At 47.7% G+C, this 23,489-nt stretch carries 22 protein-coding genes; 10 read left to right on the top strand and 12 right to left on the bottom strand.

Features of this window, described 5'->3' with window-relative positions:
- Window positions 1-14 precede the first annotated feature (14 nt).
- Window positions 15-1,007, top strand: a complete 993-nt coding sequence (locus GVY43_RS12320) for a 5'-3' exonuclease H3TH domain-containing protein (RefSeq protein WP_031424353.1) — start codon at window positions 15-17, stop codon at window positions 1,005-1,007.
- A gap of 13 nt (window positions 1,008-1,020) precedes the next feature.
- On the opposite strand, the gene GVY43_RS12315 is transcribed toward GVY43_RS12320, so the two are convergent.
- Complete coding sequence (locus GVY43_RS12315; protein ID WP_159563312.1) at window positions 1,021-1,824, bottom strand: VOC family protein; 804 nt, start codon at window positions 1,822-1,824, stop codon at window positions 1,021-1,023.
- A 106-nt stretch (window positions 1,825-1,930) separates the two neighbouring features.
- Between GVY43_RS12315 and GVY43_RS12310 the strand changes: the two genes are divergently transcribed.
- Together GVY43_RS12310 and GVY43_RS12305 are read left to right on the top strand one after the other, a co-directional pair.
- Window positions 1,931-2,257 carry a helix-turn-helix domain-containing protein gene (locus tag GVY43_RS12310; protein WP_015880434.1) on the top strand — a complete coding sequence of 109 codons (327 nt, stop codon included), beginning with the start codon at window positions 1,931-1,933 and terminating at the stop codon, window positions 2,255-2,257.
- A 63-nt stretch (window positions 2,258-2,320) separates the two neighbouring features.
- A complete protein-coding gene (locus tag GVY43_RS12305) occupies window positions 2,321-3,328 on the top strand; it encodes a S66 peptidase family protein (RefSeq protein WP_159563311.1) in 1,008 nt (335 codons plus the stop codon).
- Window positions 3,329-3,332: 4 nt separating this feature from the next.
- Here the strand turns inward: GVY43_RS12305 and GVY43_RS12300 are convergent, their stop codons facing one another.
- Window positions 3,333-4,523, bottom strand: coding sequence for a helix-turn-helix domain-containing protein (locus tag GVY43_RS12300; protein ID WP_159563310.1), 1,191 nt, complete (start codon window positions 4,521-4,523; stop codon window positions 3,333-3,335).
- Window positions 4,524-4,632: 109 nt separating this feature from the next.
- On the opposite strand from GVY43_RS12300, the gene GVY43_RS12295 reads away from it, so the two are divergent.
- Entirely contained in the window at window positions 4,633-5,886 is a 1,254-nt protein-coding gene (locus GVY43_RS12295) for an MFS transporter (protein ID WP_159563309.1), read from the top strand.
- 18 nt (window positions 5,887-5,904) lie between these two features.
- Here the strand turns inward: GVY43_RS12295 and GVY43_RS12290 are convergent, their stop codons facing one another.
- The 4 genes from GVY43_RS12290 to GVY43_RS12275 form a co-directional block, all read right to left on the bottom strand.
- The gene (locus tag GVY43_RS12290) at window positions 5,905-6,201 is read right to left on the bottom strand and encodes a DUF3817 domain-containing protein (RefSeq protein ID WP_159563308.1); all 297 of its coding nucleotides are present in this window, start codon (window positions 6,199-6,201) and stop codon (window positions 5,905-5,907) included.
- An 80-nt stretch (window positions 6,202-6,281) separates the two neighbouring features.
- Entirely contained in the window at window positions 6,282-6,788 is a 507-nt protein-coding gene (locus tag GVY43_RS12285) for a DoxX family membrane protein (protein WP_074035013.1), read from the bottom strand.
- A gap of 183 nt (window positions 6,789-6,971) precedes the next feature.
- Window positions 6,972-7,385, bottom strand: a complete 414-nt coding sequence (locus GVY43_RS12280; protein WP_143180203.1) for a pyridoxamine 5'-phosphate oxidase family protein — start codon at window positions 7,383-7,385, stop codon at window positions 6,972-6,974.
- A gap of 117 nt (window positions 7,386-7,502) precedes the next feature.
- Window positions 7,503-7,703: a cold-shock protein gene (locus GVY43_RS12275; RefSeq protein ID WP_015880427.1), complete on the bottom strand. Its 201-nt coding sequence runs from the start codon at window positions 7,701-7,703 to the stop codon at window positions 7,503-7,505.
- Between the two features lie 261 nt (window positions 7,704-7,964).
- Here GVY43_RS12275 and GVY43_RS12270 point away from each other — a divergent pair, with 261 nt between their 5' ends.
- Window positions 7,965-9,563: a glycoside hydrolase family 55 protein gene (locus GVY43_RS12270; RefSeq protein WP_159563307.1), complete on the top strand. Its 1,599-nt coding sequence runs from the start codon at window positions 7,965-7,967 to the stop codon at window positions 9,561-9,563.
- Here GVY43_RS12270 and GVY43_RS12265 read toward each other — a convergent pair.
- Together GVY43_RS12265 and GVY43_RS12260 are read right to left on the bottom strand one after the other, a co-directional pair.
- On the bottom strand, window positions 9,527-10,033 hold the full coding sequence (locus tag GVY43_RS12265) for a flavodoxin domain-containing protein (RefSeq protein ID WP_159563306.1): 507 nt from the start codon (window positions 10,031-10,033) through the stop codon (window positions 9,527-9,529). The genes GVY43_RS12270 and GVY43_RS12265 overlap by 37 nt on opposite strands.
- A gap of 103 nt (window positions 10,034-10,136) precedes the next feature.
- Entirely contained in the window at window positions 10,137-11,786 is a 1,650-nt protein-coding gene (locus GVY43_RS12260) for an alpha-glucosidase (RefSeq protein WP_159563305.1), read from the bottom strand.
- A gap of 124 nt (window positions 11,787-11,910) precedes the next feature.
- On the opposite strand from GVY43_RS12260, the gene GVY43_RS12255 reads away from it, so the two are divergent.
- From GVY43_RS12255 to GVY43_RS12245, 3 genes are all read left to right on the top strand, one after another.
- Entirely contained in the window at window positions 11,911-12,690 is a 780-nt protein-coding gene (locus tag GVY43_RS12255) for an AraC family transcriptional regulator (protein ID WP_159563304.1), read from the top strand.
- Between the two features lie 85 nt (window positions 12,691-12,775).
- Window positions 12,776-14,116, top strand: coding sequence for a copper amine oxidase (locus tag GVY43_RS12250; protein ID WP_074035026.1), 1,341 nt, complete (start codon window positions 12,776-12,778; stop codon window positions 14,114-14,116).
- Window positions 14,117-14,135: 19 nt separating this feature from the next.
- Window positions 14,136-15,035, top strand: a complete 900-nt coding sequence (locus GVY43_RS12245; RefSeq protein ID WP_159563303.1) for a class F sortase — start codon at window positions 14,136-14,138, stop codon at window positions 15,033-15,035.
- Between the two features lie 50 nt (window positions 15,036-15,085).
- Here GVY43_RS12245 and GVY43_RS12240 read toward each other — a convergent pair whose 3' ends face one another.
- The 3 genes from GVY43_RS12240 to GVY43_RS12230 all read right to left on the bottom strand — a co-directional run bounded on the left by GVY43_RS12240 (window position 15,086) and on the right by GVY43_RS12230 (window position 18,625).
- Window positions 15,086-15,793 carry an ABC transporter ATP-binding protein gene (locus GVY43_RS12240; RefSeq protein ID WP_159563302.1) on the bottom strand — a complete coding sequence of 236 codons (708 nt, stop codon included), beginning with the start codon at window positions 15,791-15,793 and terminating at the stop codon, window positions 15,086-15,088.
- Window positions 15,793-17,430, bottom strand: a complete 1,638-nt coding sequence (locus GVY43_RS12235; RefSeq protein ID WP_159563301.1) for an iron ABC transporter permease — start codon at window positions 17,428-17,430, stop codon at window positions 15,793-15,795. The genes GVY43_RS12240 and GVY43_RS12235 overlap by 1 nt, the downstream gene beginning before the upstream one ends.
- 133 nt (window positions 17,431-17,563) lie before the next feature.
- Window positions 17,564-18,625, bottom strand: a complete 1,062-nt coding sequence (locus GVY43_RS12230; RefSeq protein WP_159563300.1) for a Fe(3+) ABC transporter substrate-binding protein — start codon at window positions 18,623-18,625, stop codon at window positions 17,564-17,566.
- A 226-nt stretch (window positions 18,626-18,851) separates the two neighbouring features.
- On the opposite strand from GVY43_RS12230, the gene GVY43_RS12225 reads away from it, so the two are divergent.
- On the top strand, window positions 18,852-19,418 hold the full coding sequence (locus tag GVY43_RS12225; RefSeq protein ID WP_015880416.1) for a TetR/AcrR family transcriptional regulator: 567 nt from the start codon (window positions 18,852-18,854) through the stop codon (window positions 19,416-19,418).
- A 32-nt stretch (window positions 19,419-19,450) separates the two neighbouring features.
- Window positions 19,451-22,603: an efflux RND transporter permease subunit gene (locus GVY43_RS12220; protein WP_159563299.1), complete on the top strand. Its 3,153-nt coding sequence runs from the start codon at window positions 19,451-19,453 to the stop codon at window positions 22,601-22,603.
- A 44-nt stretch (window positions 22,604-22,647) separates the two neighbouring features.
- Here GVY43_RS12220 and GVY43_RS12215 read toward each other — a convergent pair whose 3' ends face one another.
- Window positions 22,648-23,385, bottom strand: a complete 738-nt coding sequence (locus GVY43_RS12215; protein ID WP_159563298.1) for a YwqG family protein — start codon at window positions 23,383-23,385, stop codon at window positions 22,648-22,650.
- Between the last annotated feature and the right edge of the window lie 104 nt (window positions 23,386-23,489).

Genomic DNA, 23,489 nt, shown 5'->3' with positions numbered 1-23,489 from the left:
AAAGAAGGTTACGCATGGAACGCAAACTATTTTTGATTGACGGTAACTCCATGCTGGCCAGTGCTTATTATGGTGCCGCCGCGAGCCGAACGAAAAAAGGACGCGAGGTATCTAAAAACGATCGGAGTGCCGTCATCGGAATGACCGGCCTCATCCGGACGATTCTACGCAGACATCGTCCGACTCATTTTGTCGTTGTTTGGGACGTCTCACGTGAAACATTATGGCGTCGAGAACTGTACCCAGGCTACAAACGTCGCAGACGTCAAACACCGCCTGAATTAAAAGCGCAGATGGAACTCATGCGCCAACTGCTTGAGGATAGTGGAATCCCACAATTCCAAGTAGAAGGGTATGAAGGGGAAGACTTGATTGCCCACATCGCCCGTAAATTCAGTTGCAGTGCCCCTGTCGTCATCATGACAAAAGACAAAGACTTGTTACAGCTTGTCAGTCCACGAATCACCGTTTGGTTACAGACACAGGAGCTTCAGCAAATGCAGGCTCGCTGTGACATTCGTGATAATCGTCCGTTGCCACTCAAGCGTCATTTAGAAATTCGACCAGAAGAGATTGCGGCGCTATACGAAGGATTGAAACCGAAGCAACTGTCAGCCGTCAAAGCGTTGACAGGAGACCGTTCTGACGGAATCCCTCCAGTTGCCGGGCTCGACGAAAGCCAATCGGTTCAACTCATCAAACGATTCGGTTCGCTCGATAAGCTGTATTCTGCCTTGAGCATCAAGGGTGAAAAACGACAACAAGTAAATGAAACGATCGCGGCACTGACGTCAGAGGAGGTGCCCCGTAACTTGAGACGAACACGCAAAAAAGCAGAGCGCAATATGGAGCTCGTTCGCCTCGATGTCACGGTGCCGGCACTTGAACATTTGAAGCTAGCTCACCTTGAGCTCAGCCTCAATCCTAAACGAGTCGAGCAAGCGTATCAAAAACGCGGACTTCGTCTCTCGTTTAACGCAGGTCAGAAGAAAACATCCGCACGTTAAAAAGAACGAACGCTCAAGCGTTCGTTCTTTTAATATGCACGGTAATCCCGTCTTCATCGGTCAACGACCATTCAGACGATGTTCCGCCTAACGCCTGGTTCGTCTCTTCATTGACGAGAAGCGTCCATGCTTCGATTCCGGTCTCCATTCCCACAGGATCGCTCGGACGGGCCCACACGTTCGTTCCGATGTGATGGTGGTAGCCATCAGCTGCTAGGAAAAGTGCGCCTGGATAAGAATCCGTCGTAATGGAGAAGCCAAGCCGATCATGATAAAAACGTTTCGCCGCCTCGATTGAGCGTACTTTAAAATGCACGTGCCCCATCGTCGTTCCGATCGGTAAACCAGTAAACGACCGATTGGCTGCCGCTTGAAGCATCGATTCATAGTCGACAGGCTCGGTCGCCATTTTCACATGGCCGTTTGCCTCGTACGTCCATTGGTCCTTCGGGCGGTCGGCATACAATTCAATCCCGTTTCCTTCTGGATCGCTCAAGTAGAAGGCTTCACTCACGAGATGGTCGCCTTGCCCCACTTCGATGCGTCGCTCAATGAGATGTGCCAACATGCTTCCTAACTCTACACGGTTCGGGAACAGAATAGCTAAATGGAACAAGCCTGCCGCCCGTGGATTGGTTTTCGCTTGCGGGACACTGTGCAAGATGACAAGCGGACGTTCCTTCGTACCGAGTGTAATGAGCTCTTCGCTCTCTTCTAAAATACTCATCCCAATCACGTCTACGTAAAATCGTGTCACCTGTTCAATGTCACGGACTCGAAGCGTTACCGGACCGAGTTCGATTTTTTCGATTTTCATATATTATCACCTCCCCTTCACTATACCCGCTCGGTCGATGTTACAGAAGTAGGCACAAAAAGGTGGTATAGTTACTTCAACGATACTATTGGAAAGGAAGAGCGACGTGACTAACATAACAAGCTGTGAAGTCGATACGGCACTCGAACTGATTACAGGAAAATGGAAACATTCCATCCTCCTCGTGTTGATCAATGGAGATACATTGCGTTTCAGTGAGTTGAAACGCGCGTTACCAAAAATCAGCCAAAAGATATTGACCGCACAACTCCGCGACTTAGAAGAACAGGATATCGTCATCCGGACCGTCTATCCAGAAGTTCCACCACGTGTCGATTATCGCTTAAGTGAGTACGGGAAAACACTGATTCCGATTCTCGAAGCGATGAACGAATGGGGAATGCGTCATGCCGAACGGATGCGCTCTAATTAGTTGTCCACATGTGGATAACCCATTTTTTCTACTGAACATATCACTTATTCACAGGAGGTTGTCATGATTCGTTATCCACAGTTAACCGGTCATCAAATTGGTGTCACCGCCCCTTCGTCAGGTATACCAGAAGAACTGCACCATCTATTGCATCAAGCGGAACATAAGTTTTCCAATCGAGGGTTCACATTGCAATTCACTCCGAATGCGTGGAAACAACGATTTGGGAAGTCCGCTCCGGCTCGAGTCCGTGCACATGAACTGACATCTCTACTTCAAGATGACAATGTCGACTTGATTGTTCCGCCCTGGGGTGGGGAACTCTTAATGGAAATCCTCGATCACATCGAGTGGCAGTCCTTGTCCGCAAAATGGATGCTCGGTTATTCGGATACGAGTCTATTACTTTTTGTGTATACGCTAAAAACCGGAATCGCCTCCGCCCACGGTCCAAACTTAGTCGACTTGCGTGCCGATATGTGGGACGAGACGAGTTCACGCTGGCTCGATGTATTGTCGACGCGGACCGACGAAACGGTCATCCAACGCTCGTCCGAGAAGTTCCAAAACGAATGGCAGCATGATAATCCGACGCCACATCTGTTTCATCTGACGGAGACGACCGAATGGAAAGCGATCGGTGGTCAAAACGCAACGGGGCGCTTGCTCGGTGGATGTCTCGATGTGCTCTTACATACAATCGGGACACCGTATGGAGACGTCAAGACGTTCCAACGCGATCACCTGAACGATGAACCGATTCTTTGGTATTTTGAGAACGCTGAGCTGAACGTCCCAGCATTAAAAAGGACCCTTCTTCAAATGAAGTGGGCCGGTTGGTTTGAGCAGACGTCGGGCATTCTATTTGGACGGAGTGACGCCCCCTCTGTGCATCAAGACTATACGGTCGAAATGGTATATGAGGAACTTCATCATATGTTAGAAGTTCCTATCTTTTTTGATATCGATTGCGGACACGTACCCCCTCAGATGACACTCGTCAATGGGGCCCACGCTTCTGTACAAGTCGAGCATGGCAAAGGAACATTGATTCAAACGTTCAAGGGCTGATTCGTCAGCCCTTGATTTGTTGTAGCAATGTCTCTAAACGTTTGCGAAACAGTCCTTGCGGGAATTCAGCTACTTGTTCTTCGATGACTGGCACCCAGTCATCCCCACAACCGTTCAATGTTCCCCTTAATAAACCTTCGTAGTAAATCGCGATATCGACTAAGCTATGTGTTTTCCACTCATCTCTGTTTTCCCATAATGCCAATAAACACTCTCTTCCCATTTCCGTTTCCCCTCGAAAAGCGTAGTACACACCTTTCGCCATCGAAATCGCTGCTATAAATGGTTCGACATCTGTCGTGAGAGATTCCATCAATTTGATGTTCTTTCCTAATAGTTTGACATGTCGATATTCCATCGCATAGAGCGCTTCAGAAAGTGCCACTTTGATTTCAGCCAAACGATCTTCCGTGAATTGAATATATTGCTTCGCCTTTTGTAACGACTCATGAATTTTCTTCTCATCGTTCAAATAGAGCGCGCAAATCGAAATGGTGCGATACACGTCGTCCGCACGGTAGTAGATTCTTGTCCGTGTCATATACTCGAGCACGTCTTCAAGCTGTCGAATTGCCCCTTCTAAATCCTCATCACAAAGAAGATTCTTAAATACAATTAACATGGCATATTCAGTTCGTGTCTTTGTTTTCATATATTTTGCATCAAGTAGTTCTATCGCTTCAATCCGTTCAATCGATTCCTCGTAGCGGTTCCACATCAATAAATAATAAGCCTGGCTAATTCGTCCCATCGCCAATTCTTCGGACTCACCTAGCTTCTCAAAAATCTCAATCGCGCGGTCATAGTAAACTAGTACTCTCTCATTCTCGCCCTCTTGAAAGTACGTATCACCGTACAGCATATATGCTTTTCCTTGCCACACGGAGTTCATTTCTTCCTGTAAGTAAGGCTTGAGCATTTCCCGAATTTTTTGATCCGGTAGTGAAATGAGTTGCATCTCCTCAAATTCTAGCTTTTCCACCAGCGACTGTAGTTCGACCTCTTTTGGATCGGTCAATAACTGTTGCATCGAGACATCTAATCGACTGGCAAGTTCTCGTAAACTGCGCATCGATGCCTCTGCTTTTCCGTTCTCAATCATACTGAGCATCGATTTTGTGACAATCCCTTCCGCCAGCTGCGTCTGAGTCATTTTTTTCTGTTTTCGCAATGCTTTAATGCGCTCACCAATCATATGTCACCTCTAAAAGTTAAATTATATTGAACTTTATATTTACAATTCACTTCGTTGCCTTTATGATAATGTTAAATCACATTTAACTAATTTGCAAAGGAGTGTTTCTATGAAGTTTCTCTCTTCAAATCTATCAATTTTACTGCTCGGTAAATTCATGTCGTTATTCGCATCCAACTTATTTACGTTTGTGGCGGGACTCACGGTGTTGACGACGACAGGATCTGGGCTCCAATTCGCCTTCGTTCTCCTCGCAGGTACATTACCCCGTGTGCTTCTATCCCCATTCGCCGGCGCTTATGCAGACAAACTTGACCGAAAGCGAGTCATCATTAGGATGGAGTCTTTGAACGGAGGATTATTTTTACTCGCAGGTGTTGGAAGCTTACTTTGGACGTTTGAAGCACCCGCTTTTTACGTCATCACATTCTTCTTAGCGATCGTTTCCACTTTCTTATCGGTCACGTTATCAAGTTCGATTCCTCTTTTATTTGAGGAAGATGAACTGCAACGCGCCAACTCTCTCATTCAAAGTATCATCTCCATCTCAAGCATCGGTACCCCGCTTCTTGCCGGGGCACTGTTTAAGCTTATACCGATTCCTGTCTTTTTGTTCAGTTCAGCTCTATTCTTTATGATTGCCGCACTTCTCGCCTCTCGACTTAAATTTCATCAGAAAGAGGTCGCACCCACCGAACAATCGACTTGGGAAGACGTACGGTCCGGTCTGTCTTACTTGAAACAACAAAGAGTCTTGTGGACAGTTGCTGTCCTCGCCGCATTTTTGAACTTCTTCTTCGTCGCATCGGAAGTGTTGTTCCCGATTGCAGCGTTACAGGAAGTCGGTGTGTCCCCGTTTCAATTCGGACTCCTTGAAAGCATGGTCGCCATTGGTTTTTTAGTCGCTTCCTTACTTCATGCCTTACCGTTATTCAAAATCAAACATCGCTTAGCAACGATGCGATCCGCGTTGACCATTCTTAGCGTTCTGTTCGTCGGACCCGCCATTCCATTATATTTTAACTTCAACGTCCTCACGTCAATTTTCTTTTTCGCGGTCTTCGCTTTATTGAGTGGTTTCTTGATCGTACGTGTCAACATCCCGATTCAATTGTTCCTCCAAACGAATACGGATCCGAACTATTTAGGGCGCGTCATCGGTGTGCTCGAATCACTCGCGATGGGGATTACGCCGATTGGATTTATCCTATTCGGGGTATTGAGTGATCTCGTCTCTGTTGCCCATCTCTACACCGCTTGTATGGTGGGTCTACTCATCTGCACGTTCGTCCTCACGTACCGAATACGTCATGACATTCGAGCAGAACGAGATTCAGCTCAGTCAATGGATCGCGTATCATAAAAAAAGACATCGAACGAATCAGTTCGATGTCTTCTCTGTTGACGGGAGTACCCGTTTTTCTAATAAAAATGGTCCGAATGGGATAACCGATGCCATGACAGCAAGCGTCAAAACTTTGAATCCCCAGCGCAAGCGCCATGCCATGTACATCGCCGCGAGCACATACGCAACAAATAAGAAACCATGTGCTGCACCAACGATACTGACCGCGAGTGGAATACCAGCCATATATTTCAACGGCATCGCGATGAACAGTAATAACAAGAAGGATACACCTTCTGTGTAGCCAAGCCATTTAAAATGAGTCGTAGTCATATGCGTTCTCCTTTATTTCTGTAGGCTATGTCTATCGTAGCCGAAACGTGAGAGGTTTGTCACAAGAGAACGCATAAAAGTTACGAGGCTATTTGACGATTTGGTGAACGATGCAATACTTTCGTGTCGACAAAACGGCGAAGGAACAACCCGTCGACCCCAATTTTTCCAGCGTTATGACCGGCAACTAAAATCAAGACAGATACGATCAACATCGTTGGGTTCGTACTGACTGTTCCTGATAGTAAGAACGCCATGTTCATGACGAGTCCGAAGAACGCTGCGCTACGTGTGAGGGCACCGAGCAATAATCCTAAGCCTACCAAGAATTCACCGTAAGGAATCAGGACATCGAATAGCCCGGCGTTTGGAATCGCAAAGTTTTCTAGGAATGCAGCCCACCATCCAGCAACGGCCGGATGTTCTCCAGAAGCGAGTGACACCGCATTGTTTAAGAATCCTTCTGTTCCAAAACCTCCCGTGATTTTACCCCAACCTGCCGTTAACCAATGATAACCGAGCCATACACGTAACACCGTCAAGATCGCTGTAGCGATGTTATGATTTTGCCAAAATTTCGTGAACATCATAATTCCTCCCTTTCAAGAAGTTAAATAAATGTATAATGTGATTACATTCACAATATACCATTCATGTTCACTATTTCACATATGTATTTTCCTTTGTTCATGATTCGTCCATATGTACGCCATATTCTATTCACATTCATCCACAAAAAAAGACACCTGATTTAGGTGTCTTAGAAGAGATTATAGTGTCACTTCTTGTGGTGGTTGACCTTTCTTGTTCATCACGCGCATCGATTCCGGTTCGATTTTAAGGATCACAAGCTTTGGATCGTCCGGACCATCGAACCATCCTTCAAGTTTCTCATTCCATACTTTCTCTTTCATCGATTCATCATCCGACACGGTCGCTTTACCGAGGATTTCTAAGTAAGTGTCGCCCACACCATCTCCATCGTAGCCGATTAAAATATGCGTATATGGATTCTTTTCTAGTTCTTCTACTTTATCTGTATCGTTAGAGGTTGCTGTGTAGAGTGTGAAATCATCATGGAAAAATGTCATATATCGACTGTGGGGTTTCACCTTATACACGGTCGCCATCGTCCCGACATTGCTACCCTCTAGAATTTTTAACGCTGTGTCTTTTGCACTCATTCCAAATTCCTCCTTCATGATTTGTCGCTCGTATACTGTTCCCTCAAACTATGGGATTAAACACAAAAAAACCTGCTCGCCGATGCGAGCAGGTATCATATTCCTTAGAAAGGAAGATTAGATTTTTTCAACGTTAGAAGCTTGTGGTCCACGAGCTCCGTCAGTGATTTCGAAAGTTACTTCTTGGCCTTCTTCAAGTGTTTTGAAGCCGTCGCCTTGGATTGCTGAGAAGTGTACGAATACGTCGTCTCCGCCTTCCATTTCGATGAAGCCGTAACCTTTTTCTGAGTTAAACCATTTTACTTTACCTGTGTTCATGAATGAACCCTCCTGAAATAAACGCTATGCGTTATAGTAGTGCCTTACTAGAAAAAACTTGACCAAAAAAAATACAAGCCTCTGGATTATCTAATGAAAAATAATCCCAAGCACTTGTGAATTATGATTCCAGCTATTCTTAATTAAGCACATATTGAATATAACACGACTAGATGTTTCTGTCTAGTAAATACTTCTGATTGCTAAAAAACAAGGTGAAACGGGTACATGCTAGAGAAGATGATGCTAGGAGGATTTATAATGAAAAACATTAAGGACCCACACGCAATCGCATCGATGATTGCCTCTCATTCCGATTGGTCGGAAGAAGACCTCATCCAACAAACACTTGAATGGCACCGTGCTACACGGGAAGCTTCTTACTTTGAGCAACAACAATCTATCCCGTGTCGAATCCCATTGACGGAACGGATCACCCCTGTCCGCACGTCCTTTCCGCTCGAGCAAGTCGACGGCATCGTTCGTCCCGTCTGGATGCGTCGGCTCGATGCCGAATATTTGAATTTACTGCAGACGACGAAACAATGTGTTGATGTGACGGACTATGGTGCTGTCGGAGATGGAAAAACGGATTGTACCCTCGCCTTTCGACTCGCCATCCGCTCGAACCGTCGTGTCTTTGTCCCAGCAGGCGTTTATATCGTTCGGGGTATTCGTCTACCTTCCAACTGCGTGCTCGAAGGCGCAGGACAAGACGTCACGATTCTCAAACTGTCCGATCGTGCACCGAGACATCGACGATTGTTACGAAACGCCACGCCTTTCGCAGGAAATCATCATATCGAGGTATGCCACCTGACGCTCGATTGGAATGTCGCGCGCTTAGGAGATGTGAAACGGACGACGAGCGGTGACACGACATCGAGCGCCTTGACGTTTGCCCATGTGACGTATGGATGGGTGCATCATGTGATAGCCAAAAATGCTGGGCTCCATGCGTTCGACATCACGTCTCCGCACTATCATTACTTAGGGGACGGGCTTCGCGCGGCAAACGGGAGCCGATATATCCATCTCGATCATCTCGAGGCGACGAATTATGGGGATGACGGAATCACCACACACCATAGTGATGCCATTTATATTACCAACTGCTATTGTCATCATCCTCACGGTCGAACACACGCCTTAGGGTTCTCAAACTCAAATGGGATTGAGATTGATGACGGTTCGCGGCACGTCACACTCGTTCACAATAGAACGGAAGGCTGCTTTGGAGGCATCGAAGTAAAAGCACATGGGACCTCATCTGCCGCACACGACGTTCATATCTTCGGCCATCTTTCGGTGCATGACAATCGTTCATTTAACTTCCGTCACATCGGTCATCATTTAGCAGACGATCCGAACTCAGAGACAGCCCGCTTCCTATCAGGCACAAACTTAGTGTCCGTCGAGCCGGTTCACAGTTCACTCTATACAAAATCCTCACCACGAAGCCTGGTTGTATCGGCCTATCAAGACGTCTTGATTCATGGTTTGACTGCAATCGGCGACCCGACCTACGATTACGAACAACATCCGGCACTTGCGATCCAATACAAATCGAGACGCGTTCAACTGAAACGAATCGCCGTGCGCGGGTTTACCACAGCCCGAGCCGACCTCGAACTATTTGGGGGAGATAACCGCACCGATGAAGTGACTATCGATGTCTTACGATGCCAAGAATCTGCACCCATCGCTCTAAAAATCGGTCGTCAACTCGAACACCTTGCTCTTCATCAGATTGAAGGGCAGAAAAGAAGCGGAGATGTACTCATCTCCACGAAAAGCCCGATTGATGTGCATGATTTACTCGCTCAAGGATTTTCAGACCGGGTGCGCTCAGACGTTTGAGCGGCTTCCACGAGTTGATTCAGTTTGGCGTCATCGAGTTGAAGTGAACTCTCTTTTTGTTTGGCCATCATGCGAACGATTGCTTTGTCTAAAAAGCCCATTCGTTCAAAGTCGTACCCGCTCCCGACGACCTCGACGAAATAGGCATGTTCGCGCAGCGTGTCACGATAGGCTTCTTCTAGCTCGCGAATCCGTTCCGACTCTGTCGGTGTCCCGGCACACAAATATAAAGCGAGGGGATGCTCAAGCAAGTGTGCTTCGTGAAGCGTCAACCATTCCTTCATCTCGTCTTGGATCGTGCCCATTCGAATTGAGCTCCCGACGATGACGTGATCTACCATCTCCCACGTGACGTTCGGCTCTTCTACGATATTTTGGACACGAACGTCACCCGATAGACGTTCAGCGAGTAAAGCCGCCACTTTTTCACTCGTTCCATATCTGGAAGAGTACGCGATTAAAGTACCCATGTCGTTCCCTCTTTTCATGTCAGACGTTACTTACACTATTCCCGAATCATCGAGAGAAGATACGTATGCACTTAAAAAAGCTCGCCGTCTGGCGAGCTTTTCGTCACAGTTTATACACTTGTGCTTCATAAGGACGAAGGGTGAACGCTTCTATCGGTTCCATGTTTCCGATGACACGTTCTTTCACGTCATATGGTAGCTCTCGTTGTTGTGTCTCGTCGGAGAAGTTACAGAGTACGAGCCATGTCTCACCTTCGAATGAACGTGTGAATGCATAGACCGCCTCATCTTCCGGTAACAACAGCTCATACTTTCCGTAGACGACGAGCGGGTTCGCTTTACGGAGCGCAATCAACTGACGGTAGTAATGGAAGAGTGAATTCGGATCTTTCCTTGCCGCTTCCGCATTGATGTCAACAAAGTTCGGGTTGACCTCGATCCATGGCGTCCCTGTCGTAAATCCACCATGTGCTTCGTCTGACCACTGTACCGGTGTACGTGAATTGTCACGTCCTCGCTCATGGATGCCACGGAAAATCTCGTCGTGCGTTAACAACCCTTTGGATGTGTAGTCACGGTAGGCGTTCAACGTCTCAATATCTCGGTACTGATCGATTGATTCAAACGCGACGTTCGTCATGCCGAACTCTTCTCCTTGATAAATGTAAGGCGTCCCTTTCAATAGATGAAGAAGTGTCGCGAGCATCTTCCCGGAACGAACGCGATATTCAGGCGAATCGTTTCCAAAGCGTGAGATGGCACGGGGCTGGTCATGGTTACTCCAGTACAGGCTGTTCCATCCTTCCTCTTCGAGCCCTTCTTGCCAACGCGAGAAGATTGTCTTTAACTCAGTCAACTTCCAGTCTGTCGGATTCCACTTCCCGAAGCTTCCGTTCCCGACGTCCACATGTTCAAAATGAAAGACCATGTTCAGTTCGTTGCGGTCTTCACCCGTATAAAGTTTGGCTTCCTCCACACTGACCCCTGGCATCTCCCCTACCGTGATTGTGTCGTATTTCGATAAGACTTCCCGATTCATCTCCTGCATGAATTCATGGATGCGTGGTCCGTTAAAGAAGAATGGTGTACCGTCACCGAACCCTGTTCCTTGCGTTTGACCATCTGGATAGCTTGGATTTTTTGAGATCATATTGATGACGTCCATCCGGAACCCGTCGACCCCTTTATCGAGCCAATATGTCATGAGGTCATACACTTCACGACGAAGCGTCTCGCTTTCCCAGTTCAAATCCGGTTGTTTCTTACTGAAGAGATGGAGGTAGTACTCATCGCTTGCCTCATCATACTGCCAAGCACTGCCTCCGAAGAAAGCCCCCCAGTTCGTCGGTGGCTGACCGTCTTTCCCTTTTTTCCAAATGTAATAGTCACGATATGGGCTGTCTTTTGAAGAACGCGACTCCATGAACCATTGGTGTTCGTCAGAAGAATGGTTGACGACGAGGTCCATCATGATTTTAATCCCGTGACGGTGTGCTTCTTCAAGCATCGCATCAAAGTCATCCATCGTACCAAACTCGTCCATGATGGCACGGTAATCACGAATATCGTATCCGTTATCGTCGTTCGGTGAATCGTATACCGGTGAGAGCCAGATGACGTCGATCCCGAGTTCTGCCAAATATGACATCTTCTCCGTGATTCCTTGGATGTCGCCAATCCCATCTCCGTTTGAGTCATTGAAGCTACGTGGATAAATTTGATATACGACCGCTTCTTTCCACCATTGTTTCATGTTATGTCCTCCTTGAAGTTCGTTTTCCGTTTCAACGCTTTCATCGTACTGCCTCCAAGGAATCATGACCATCCATGATATGATTAAGATATGTACAATCTTGCTATTAAAAGAGGAGATTATTATGGAAATCGGCTTTTGTGGCTATTCATACCATACAACGACTTATACTTTTCCATTTGCTAATCGACTCGATACGTATCTGATTCGCTTACAAACGGCAGGAACGGCTCGGATTGTGGTCAATGGGGAAACGATGATCACACGACCTGGTGACGTATTGATTGTTCGTCCGGGTGACTTCTATGAAATGCATGTCGATACACCCGCGAGCGGAGACTATCATATCTTCTGTACCGGGCATTCAATCGATACATGGTGGCATGCGACTCCACGGGAGCGACTATATGCCATCACTATCGATTCTCGCCTACTCTCACTATGGCAACACATTACGGAAGAAGTGCGCCGTCCACCGTCTGAACAAAGTGCCGTTTTAATTGAAACACTCGTTCAAGCACTTCTGCTCATGCTCGATCGTTCGATTCAAGATGTGCATTCCCATGCGCGACCTCCAGTCGTCTCTCGTATGATGCGCTTTATCGAAGCGCACGTAACGAGTGACTTCAAAGTGTCAGACGTCGCCGCAGTGGTTGGACTCAGCGTTTCACGGACGGTTCATCTCTTTAAAGAAGGGACCGGGATGACGATCATCGAATATGCACAATCGATTCGCTTACAGCTTGCCGAAGAGCAAATGCGCTATACAAAACATTCGTTAGAAACGATTGCAGAACTGTCTGGATTTCGAAGTTACCCATATTTCCACAGAATTTTTAAACGAAAATATGGCGTCGCACCAGGGGTTTATCGTACTCTTCAACAAAAAAACGAAAAAAAATAAAAAAAGAGTGATCCATTTTTTGAACTGCTCCGTTAGATGGGTGTAAATAACGACAACACTCACTTACGAAAAGGAGCGATTACCCATGAAGAAGAAGACGTTAAACAAAATCGTAGCACCGGCACTAGCCTTAGGACTACTCGTACCAGTCAACGCACAGGCAGCGGATCACACACCGACAGCAAGCACACCAGCAGGTGACCTTCGCGCCACACTCGATCAACTCTTATCTGAGCATTACGTGTTAGCCGTCACATCGATGATGAAAGGATATGACGAGGCGGCAGATGCTGAGGTCGCGGATCAAGCTCTCGATCAAAACGCGCTCGACATGACACCAGCCATCGCTTCCATCTACGGTGAAGAAGGCGCTGCACAATTTGAAGAAATCTTCCGTGGTCACAACGACTACTCAGCTGATTTCGTAGAAGCAGCAAAATCAGACAACCAGGAACTACGCATGGAAGCTGAAGCGGAAGTCGATGAGTTCGTAGAAGAATTCTCAACATTCCTCGACGCAGCGACGGAAGGCAACTTACCGAAGGACGCAGCAGCTGATGCACTCGAACTTCATGAAGACCAAGTCCTCTCTGTATTCGATAACTACGTCGAAGGAGATTACGAAGAAGCTTACATGACGTTCCGTGAAGGCTACAAGCACATGTTCAACATCAGTAAAGCTCTCTCGGGTGCAATCGTCACACAAATGCCTGACAAATTTACGACTGGAGCAGACACACCAGCTGTTGAACTCCGCTCAACATTGAACAGTCTTGCAGGTGAGCACTTCGCCCTCGCTGCAATCGGTATGCAAAAAGGGTACGACCAAGCAGAGGACTATGACTACGTGACATGGGCAGAAGACCAGAACACACTCGACTTCAAAGCAGCCATCGCATCCGTATATGGTGACGAAGGTGCAGCACAGTTCGAGAAAGTATGGAACTCAGATCACATCACAGCACAAGGTGACATCGTTGCCGCTACACTCGAAGGTGACGAAGCGATGATTGAAGATGCGCGTATGCGCCTCGACACATTCGCTGTCGACTTCAGCACATTCCTCGATGCAGCAACAGAAGGTAACTTACCACAAGCTGCCGGTGAAGAAGCAATCAAACAGCACGAAGCGCTCGTACTCGACACATTCGATCAATATGTCGCTGGCGATGCAGAAGCGGCTTGGATGTCATTCCGTGAAGGATATGCGTTCATGTTCGGTGTTGGTGAAACACTCGGTAACGCGATCGTGACACAAATGCCTGACAAGTTCGAAGAAACAATGATGCCTGAAGAGATGCCTGAAACAGGTCTCGGTGGTGCACAAGAACAATCAATGAACACTCTCTACGCTGGATTAGCTGTACTTGGCGGAATCTTACTCGCCTTCGTAACGCTTCGCAAACGTAAAGTATCTGAACAATAATCAATAAGGAGGGAGTCCCATGAACAAGCGCCTTTTGTTTCTGGCGCTCTCTCTCTTTTGTTTTAGCTTCTGGACGTGGACGAGCGCCCAAGAATCGTCGTCACCACCTGTAGAAGAAAAACAAATAGAGGAGAGCCCGGATTTAACGGCTGAATTCTCACTTCTACAGGAAGAGGTGAAAAAGCTACGCTTAGCCGAGGAAGAAGAAAACGCCAAGGCCGTCACCCCTGTTCAAATCCAGATCCCTAAAATCGATGTCGACACCGCCATCGAACAAGTCGGGGTCCTCGATAATGGACAGATGGGTGTACCAGAAGATGAGAACCAGGTCGGGTGGTTCGAACCCGGTGTCACACCGGGTAGCAAAGGAAATGCTGTGATTGCCGGTCACGTCGACAGCAAGACCGGCCCGGCTATCTTTTATCAACTCGATCAACTGACAAAAGGCGATGACGTTCTGATTCAAGATGAGGCGGGTAACACCCTTCGGTTCCGCGTCACGAAAACAGAACGATATGATACGAAAACCGCGCCAATTGAAGAGATTTTCGGTGCCACATCAAATCGGAACTTAAATTTGATTACCTGTTCGGGTACGTTCGGGGACGGGGGCTATGATGAACGATTCGTCGTCTATACAGAGCTGGTGGATACCGAACTGAACGAAACTGTCGATCTCGAGACACCGACGGCAGTCGAATTGAAAGGTAACTTATTGACATGGCACGCCGTTCGTCAAGAGAGCGTGATTGGATATCGAGTCTACGAAGTCATCGACGGAAAAGCGACTCATATCGAAAGTATCCCTTCCCATGCACGAAAAAGTATCGAGGTCACAAATGAGAACAATGCATCCTACTACGTGACTGCGATTGACCAACTTGGAAATGAGTCAAAACCTTCCGAGATGACAAAATGACAAAAAGACCCCTTACTCGCTTTAGAAATGAGTAAGGGGTCTTTTGTTGTTTATACGAAGCAAGGAATTTGCGGGTTGAACGTCTTGTTGTTCTCCGTCATGACCTGCTTTTTAATTTTGCCTTCTCCAAGGTAGACAATCCGGTCGGCAAGTGCCTCGGCATCTTCCTCGTCGTGCGTTACGAAAATCGTTGTCGTACCTGTCTGCTTCAAGAGACGACGCAAATCGTCGCGAATCCGGTGTTGAAGTGACGTATCCAAATTACTGAACGGTTCGTCTAGAATCAAGAGCGCCGGCTTCGGTGCGAGCGCACGCGCGAGCGCGACACGCTGTTGTTGTCCCCCACTGAGTTCGTACGGATAACGGTGACGGAACTCCGTCAAGTTGACGAGATCGAGCATCTCTTCGACACGCGCATTCCGCTCCTTGCGGTTCAGTTTATGAAGACCGAATCGAATGTTCTTTTCAACGGTCATGTGCGGGAAGAGTGCATAGTCTTGGAAGACCATCCCCACGCCACGATCTTCTGGCGGCATGAACTGGCAATCGTCGCAACAGACACAGTCATTCACGACGACGACGCCCTGGTTCGGCATCTCGAGTCCTGCGATCAAACGGAGAATCGTACTCTTCCCCGATCCGCTGTCCCCAAGAAGTGAGACGATTTCACCTTTCGTGATTGAAATCGAGAACCCTTTGATTGTCTCTTCATGTGCACCTTTATAGCTAAAATGTAAATCATTGATTTGAACAAACATTAGTCGGCCTCCTTATCAAGCACCTTGTGGGAAACGAAAATCAACAGTCCACTCATGAGGACGATGACGATGGAAGCGAGTGCCGCTTCGTGAATCTTCTCATCACTCACGTATTTGAACGCCTGTGTCGCAAGCGTCGAAAAGTTAAATGGTTGTAAAAAGAGCGTCAACGGCAACTCTTTCATAATATCAATAAAGACGAGGATAAACGCGCTCATGATGGCGCCTTTGATCATCGGGATATCGACGCGAAAGAACGTTTGGACCGTATTCCACCCCAGCATACGGGATGCTTCGGTAAACGACTTCCCTACTTTCTCAAACCCGCTCTCGATCGAGTTGTAGCCGATGGCGAGGAAGCGGATGACGTAGGCAAAGATGAGCATGATGAGCGTCGTGCGGAACACGAACGTCTGACTCAAGTCGAGCGCCCGTGCCGTTTCGAGCACTTTGTCATCGAGCCACAAGAAGAGCGTGATGACCGCAATCGCGATGGCTGCTCCCGGAATCGAATATCCGAGTGTCGTCACTTTCGAAATGACGCGTGTCATGTTCGACGGGAAGAGTCGTGTATAGTTCGCGATGATGAGTGCGAACAGTAGGATAATCACGGTCGCGGTAAAGGCGACCCGAACCGTATTCCAAACAAGTTGCCAAAATTCTTCCGTGAAGACCGTATCGAACGTCAGAAACGTCCATGCCGCCAACTGTGTGAACGGGATGACGAATGCGATCGCAAAGACGATAGAGACATATGCGAATACCGCGTAGCGATGCCAGCCTTGTAGCGGTCTCGGTTTGAGCGGCTTTACTTTCGTCGAAGCGTAACTGAACTGCTTCCGTCCCCGGATGAGCCGTTCCATCGTCAAGATTGCGATGACGAGAATCATGAGAGTCCCCGCAAGCTTCAGCGCCGACGATGTATCCTTCATCCCGAACCACGTGCTGAAGATGGCGGTACTAAACGTCTGAATCCCGAAATATTTCACGACGCCATAGTCGTTGAGCACTTCCATCAACACGAGACTGACACCACCGATGATGGCGACTCGGGAAATCGGTATGACGACCGTGAAGAAAATGTCCCACGAGCCACGACCGAGAATTCGCGCGTTCTCAATCATCGAGGACGATTGGTTATGCAGGAAGGCTCGTGTGATCGTATAAATGTATGGATAGAGGAACAAGGTAAAGATAAATACCGTTCCTTGAATCGACATGATGTTGAAGTACGACTGATCGACGGTGATACCAAATTCGTTTCGTAACGTCGTCTGGATCACACCCGTATAGTTCAAGATGCCGTGATACGTATACGCCCCGATATAAGGCGGAATCGCGAGCGGCAGGATGAGTGCCCATTTAAAGAAACGACGGAACGGGAAATCATAGACGGTCACGAACCAAGCGAGGCTCGTTCCGATCACGGTCGTCAAGACTCCTGTAGCCACCATGATGAACAGCGTGTTTCGCACGTAACGGGGCAACAGGTACTCTTGAATGTGTTGCCAATTGTCATTGACCGGGGCGAACAATTCGACGAGCACGACAATTCCCGGCAAGACGATCAATAAAATCGCGAGAAAGCTGAGGATCGCCCATCCATTCAGTTGTCGTTTTACTGCGTGCCAGTTCATGTCGTACCGCTCCCGTTCTGTAAACTATCAATTCCTGTCCCATCATATCAGTTTCTGTGCATCCCGTGTAGCGCTTAGGGTGTGAAGAACGCAAAAATCTTCGGCCTGAACTCTCGTTCAGGCCGAAGTCATCTTACTTCCAACCTACTTCGTTAAAGATACGGATTGCCTCTTGTTGGTTTTCACCGAGTACAGAGAGATTGATATCCTGCTCTTTGAACTCACCCCATGACTGGAGAAGCTCATTCGGTTCAACCGACTCGTTGACTGGATATTCATAGTTCACACTCGCAAACTTCTCTTGAGCTGACGGTTCTGACATGAACTCCATCAATTTTTGAGCGTTTTCTGTATTTTTCGATGCTTTCGTCATCGCGATACCCGAAATGTTCACGTGTGTGCCTGTTGTATCTTGGTTCGGGAAGAAGACACCGAGTTGTTCAGCGACTTTCTTCTCTTCCTCGTCTTCAGAATTCAACATGAGCCCCATGTAGTACGTGTTCATGATGGCCACGTCCCCTTCGCCAGCGACGACTGCTTTCGCTTGGTCACGGTCGTTCCCTTGTGGGTCGCGTGCCATGTTGTTCACTAAGCCCTTCGCCCACTCTTTCGCTTCATCGACACCGTTCACTTCGATGAACGATGCGAGGAGTGAGATGTTGTACATGTTTTCCGATGGACGCACGAGAACTTTGCCGTTCCACTGTTCTTCCGTCAACGCTTCGTACGTCGACAAATCTTCTGGTTTCACGCGATCTTTTGAGTACACGATGACACGCGCACGTTTCGTCAAACCGAACCACTCGTTGTCTGTGTCACGATATTTTGCAGGAATGTTTGACTCAAGCTCATCGCTATCGACCGCTTGAAGATGTCCCGCTTCTTTCGCCTGATACAAGTTTCCAGCATCTGCAGTGATGAAGAGGTCAGCCTCTGTGCTCTCCCCTTCTGTGTTCAAACGCTCGAGAAGTTCGTCACTCTTCCCTTCCACCACGTTGACCTTGATGCCTGTTTCTTCTTCAAACTGTTTATATAATTGTTGATCGACATCGTAGTGGCGACTCGAGTAAACATTGACGACGTTCGAATCGTCTGAGCCTTCATTTGAAGTTGTCTCATCTGTGCTTGCACAAGCGGCAAGGAGCGATGTCGTTAACGCTGCTGAAATTCCTAAAGCTGCATATTTTTTGTTCATCTGTCATTCCCCCACGTTCGGTTATTTCTCTCTGGTAATGATAATTACTCTCAGTACCTATCATCACTGATAATCATTCTCACGTCAAGACTTTTCTGCAATCGCTATCATATTACATGTGCAATTCGTGACAGTTTTGAGGACATCATTTCTTGACTTTAAAAGAATACGAACGATATAGTAAAATCAAACAAACCGTCTGGTCGGTACAGAAAGAGGTGAAGATATGTCAAACCGATCGAACGTTACAAAGCAAAAGCTGTTGGATGCGGCAACCGACATCATCATGAACCACGGCGTGCATCAACTTACCTTAGATGAAGTCGCCAAGACTGCGGGTGTATCTAAAGGGGGACTTCTTTATCATTATCCTTCAAAAGAAGCGTTGATGACGGCGATGGTCGAACGATTACAACAAGAACAAAACGAGCTATATGCTTCATTGCAAGATGAAGGCCATGGACCTGTCGAGGCATTCGTTCGTCTATTTGATGAAACGAAGTTGCATCCTGAGCGTGCTGCCATCCAAATCGACGTCGAGAAGATGATTGCATTTCTCACGTTGTTCGAAGTCGACCAAGAGTACGCCAATCGTTGGAAACATGATTTAGATACGTTCTTCGCACAGTTCCAACAAACGGCTGATCCGGTGGAAACGATGATCATTCGTTATGCACTCGAAGGTATGATGATGTCCGAACACTTCGGTGTCGGTGTTCCCCCTACCGAACTCAAACAAGCGATTATCGCACGCTTGATTGAACGAGCCCACGACATCGATCGTGAGTCATAAAACAACATAATAATAGAGGAGATTAAAAACCCATGCAGAAAATCACGTCCTTCTCCGTCAACAACAAGTTTGCGGTTTGGTTGATGACGATCATCTTGACGGCCGCCGGTCTTTTCGCCGGTCTGACGATGAAGCTCGAGACGTTACCGGACATTACGACTCCGACCGTCTCGGTCACAACCATTTATCCAGGTGCATCCCCTGAGCAAGTGCTCGAAGAAGTCAGCACCGTGTTAGAAGATCGTCTTCAGAATTTAAATGGTGTGGAACAAGTTCGTTCTTCGTCATTCCAAAACGCTTCGAACATCCAAATCGATTATGATTTCAGTACCGATATGGATGAAGCGGAACAACAAGTCAAAGATGCGTTAAGTAACGTCGAACTACCTGAATCGGCACAAGAACCACAAGTGTCGCGTCTCAGTTTCGACGCTTTCCCGGTAATCGGGGCTGCCATCTCGGATGAGAGTCTTGATTTGGCCGAATTGACAAAACTCGTCGAGGAAGAAGTGCAGCCTGCTCTTGAAGGAGTGGAAGGTGCGCAAACCGTCCAAATTGCCGGACAAGAGATTCGCCGCGTCGAACTTCAATTCGACCAAGAAGCGCTCGCAGAATACAATTTGACAGAAGATACGGTCAAACAATTGATTCAAGCGAATGACGCTCGAATTGCGCTCGGGTTATATGAATTAGGTGATACGGAGCAAGCGGTCGTCATCGACGGCAAGTCGGAGACGCTCGAAGCGTTCCGCGACATCCAAATCCCTTACTCACCAGCACAATCAACGCCGACGACACCGTCTGCCCCGACTGAATTGCCACCTAGTCAAACGCCAGACGTGCCAACAGAGGTCCCGACGGAAACACCATCGGCATTACCACCGAACGTTCCGACGACGGTTCCGACTGTCGCGTTGAGTGAACTTGCGACAATCGAGGACAAAGGAATCGAAGAATCGATTTCTCGCTCGAACGGTGAACGTTCAATCGGCGTACAAGTGACGAAGACACAAGATGCGAACACGGTCGATGTCGTCAACGCCGTCAAAGAAGTATTGAATGACTTCGAAGCTGAAAACGATACGGCGAATGTATCAATCACACTCGACCAAGGACAACCGATTGAAGAGTCGGTCGAAACCATGTTGTCTAAAGCATTACTTGGTGGGTTGTTCGCTATCCTCATCATCTTAGTGTTCTTACGTAACTTCCGATCGACGATCATCGCCGTCATCTCGATCCCGTTGTCGCTTCTCATGGCACTCATCGTCTTGAAGCAGTTGGATATCACGTTGAACATCATGACGCTCGGTGCGATGACCGTTGCGATTGGGCGCGTCGTCGATGACTCCATCGTCGTCATCGAGAACATTTACCGTCGACTCACGCGTTCGAACGAACCACTTCGCGGTAAAGAGTTGATTATCGCGGCAACAAAAGAAGTATTCATCCCGATCGCCTCGTCGACCATCGTCACGATTGCAGTATTCTTGCCGCTTGGATTTGTCACTGGTTTTGTCGGTGAACTGTTCTTGCCGTTCGCATTGACGGTCGTCTTCGCATTACTCGCTTCGTTACTCGTGGCAATCACGGTCGTACCAATGATGGCCGACTCGTTCTTTAAAAACCGCGACAAGTTGAAGCCAGAAGAAGGTCCAGGCAAGCTCGCGGAATGGTATCGTGGCGTCTTGAACTGGTCACTGAACCATAAACTCGTCGTGTTCGGTCTCGCGACTGCCCTATTGATTGGTAGCTTTGCCCTTGTCCCAGCGATTGGGGTCAACTTCTTGAATCAGGATTCGGAGAAGACGTTGTTCGTCACGTTCGACCCAGAACCTGGTCAAACACTTGAAGATTCGATTGCCGCAGCAGAAGTGGCAGAAGAATACTTCATGGAAGAACAACCGAACGCAACCGATGTTCAGTTCACGGTCGGTGGAGAGAACCCGCTGAACCCCGGAAACAACAAACAAGGAATCTTCATCGTTCAATATGATCCAGATACGGAAGACTTCGCGGATGTGAAGTTAGCTGATATCGAGAAATTGAACGAACTCGCTTCGAACGGGGAATGGAAAGAACAAGACTTCTCAGGTGGCGGCGCAACGAGCGGTGTCACATACAACGTCTATGCCAACTCACTTGAAGATTTAGAAGCCATCGTGCCGACTTTCATCGAAACGATTGAAGAGGAAACGGATTATGTCCGTCAAGCGACATCTGACTTACGTGAGTCCTATGTACAATACACGTTCAACGTCGACCAACAGGCCGCTGCAGAAGCCGGTGTGTCGGCAGGTCAAATCGCGCAAGTCATCAGTCAGTTCCAGGCACCAGAAAGTCCACTTGCGAGTGTCACAGTGGATGACAAACAGTTAGACGTCGTCATCCCGAACGAGCAAGTGACGTATGACAGTGTCGATGACCTGCAAGCACAAGAAATCACGACACCGTTCGGACCACGCCCGATTTCAGACTTCATTGAAATCGAAGAAGGCACAACACCGGACACACTCGTCGAGCGCGACGGAAAACTGCTTGCGCAAGTAAGTGTTGAACTCAGCACAGATAAAGCGACAGAAGCGTCTGCTGCGATTGAAGAACGCGTATCGGACATCGAGCTCCCTTCTGGCGTCTCGTATGATGTCGGCGGTGTAACGGAACAGATTCAAGAATCGTTCACACAGCTCGGTCTTGCGATGCTCGCCGCGATCGCCATCGTCTACTTGGTTCTCGTCATCACATTCGGAGGGGCACTCACGCCATTCGTCGTGTTGTTCTCACTTCCGTATGCGATTATCGGGGGACTCGTCGCCCTTCTCATCACGGGTGAAACGATTTCGGTTTCTGCCTTGATCGGGGCACTCATGTTGATCGGGATTGTCGTCACGAACGCCATCGTTTTGATTGACCGCGTCATTCATAAAGAAGAAGCTGGTTTATCAACACGTGAAGCGTTACTTGAGGCAGCGGGCACACGCCTTCGCCCAATCTTGATGACCGCACTCGCGACAATCGGTGCACTCGCACCACTCGCACTCGGTCTCGAGGGTGGCGCACTCATCTCGAAAGGTCTCGGGGTCACCGTGATTGGCGGACTCACAAGTTCGACACTTCTCACGTTGCTCATCGTACCGATCGTCTATGAGTTCTTCGCACGATTCCGTAAGAAAAAACAAGCGTAATCAAAAGAGAGTCGACTCATTCGAGTCGGCTCCCTTTTTTGCGTTCAATAACACTGCATAATGATTTCGGTTTCTCCAAACCGTTTGGCACGGAGAGCATCTTCCGGAATGAGAAAATAGAGAATACCTGCATCCCCGAACATGACGTCTAACTCTTCAGACGTGTCCATTTGAAACAATAGGAAAGGATGATCGAATCGTTCCCCATATGTTTCTTGTATCTCTTCAAAAACGTCACCTTGCACTTCACTCGGATGTCCACCGATTGCATGAAGTTCTTCTTGTTCGAATCGTTCGAGTAACCGATCGTACATCTCTTCGTCGAGCAGCTCATATAAACTATATTCATTCTCTGCATAGCTTTCTTTAAAGGAAACGGCACGTTCATTTAATGCTTCTCCAACTCGCACTCGCTCAAGTTTCGATTCTTCAGTAAACAGAACACGCCAAAGATGACGTTCATCCACATCTCCCCAAGGTTGTTCTTCTAAATCATAGAAGAAAGACAACAAACCTTCTTTCGGGAGTGCATCTACGGATTCAAACTCAGCCAAATCACTTAAACGAAACTGAGCTAAAAACGTCATATTCTCTCCAGGATGCAAGTCTGCGTGTGGTAAGTCAGGATATCCGCCAAACTTAGAATGGCCAACCGCTACTTCTTCCCTTGTTGTCCGTGGCAAAGTTGTCAAATTGACCCGCTTTGTGAACGCATGTAAAATGTCTTCCCTGTTTTGTAATCCATGCTCTTGAATAAATTGCTCAATCGTTTTTAGTTCCATCTCGGCACCCCGCTTGTTTATGATAGATGTAGTATAGCATCCCGAACGTATGTACCCCTTATATTTTTTGTAATACCCTATTCTTGACCTCTCTCGTTGAATTT

Origin of the sequence: Exiguobacterium sp. 8H (genome assembly GCF_902506255.1) — a bacterium.
In the GTDB taxonomy this organism is placed as follows: Bacteria; Bacillota; Bacilli; order Exiguobacteriales; family Exiguobacteriaceae; genus Exiguobacterium; species Exiguobacterium profundum.
The sequence above is the reverse complement of the archived record's forward strand: the minus strand, read 5'-3'. Positions and strand labels throughout refer to the sequence as shown.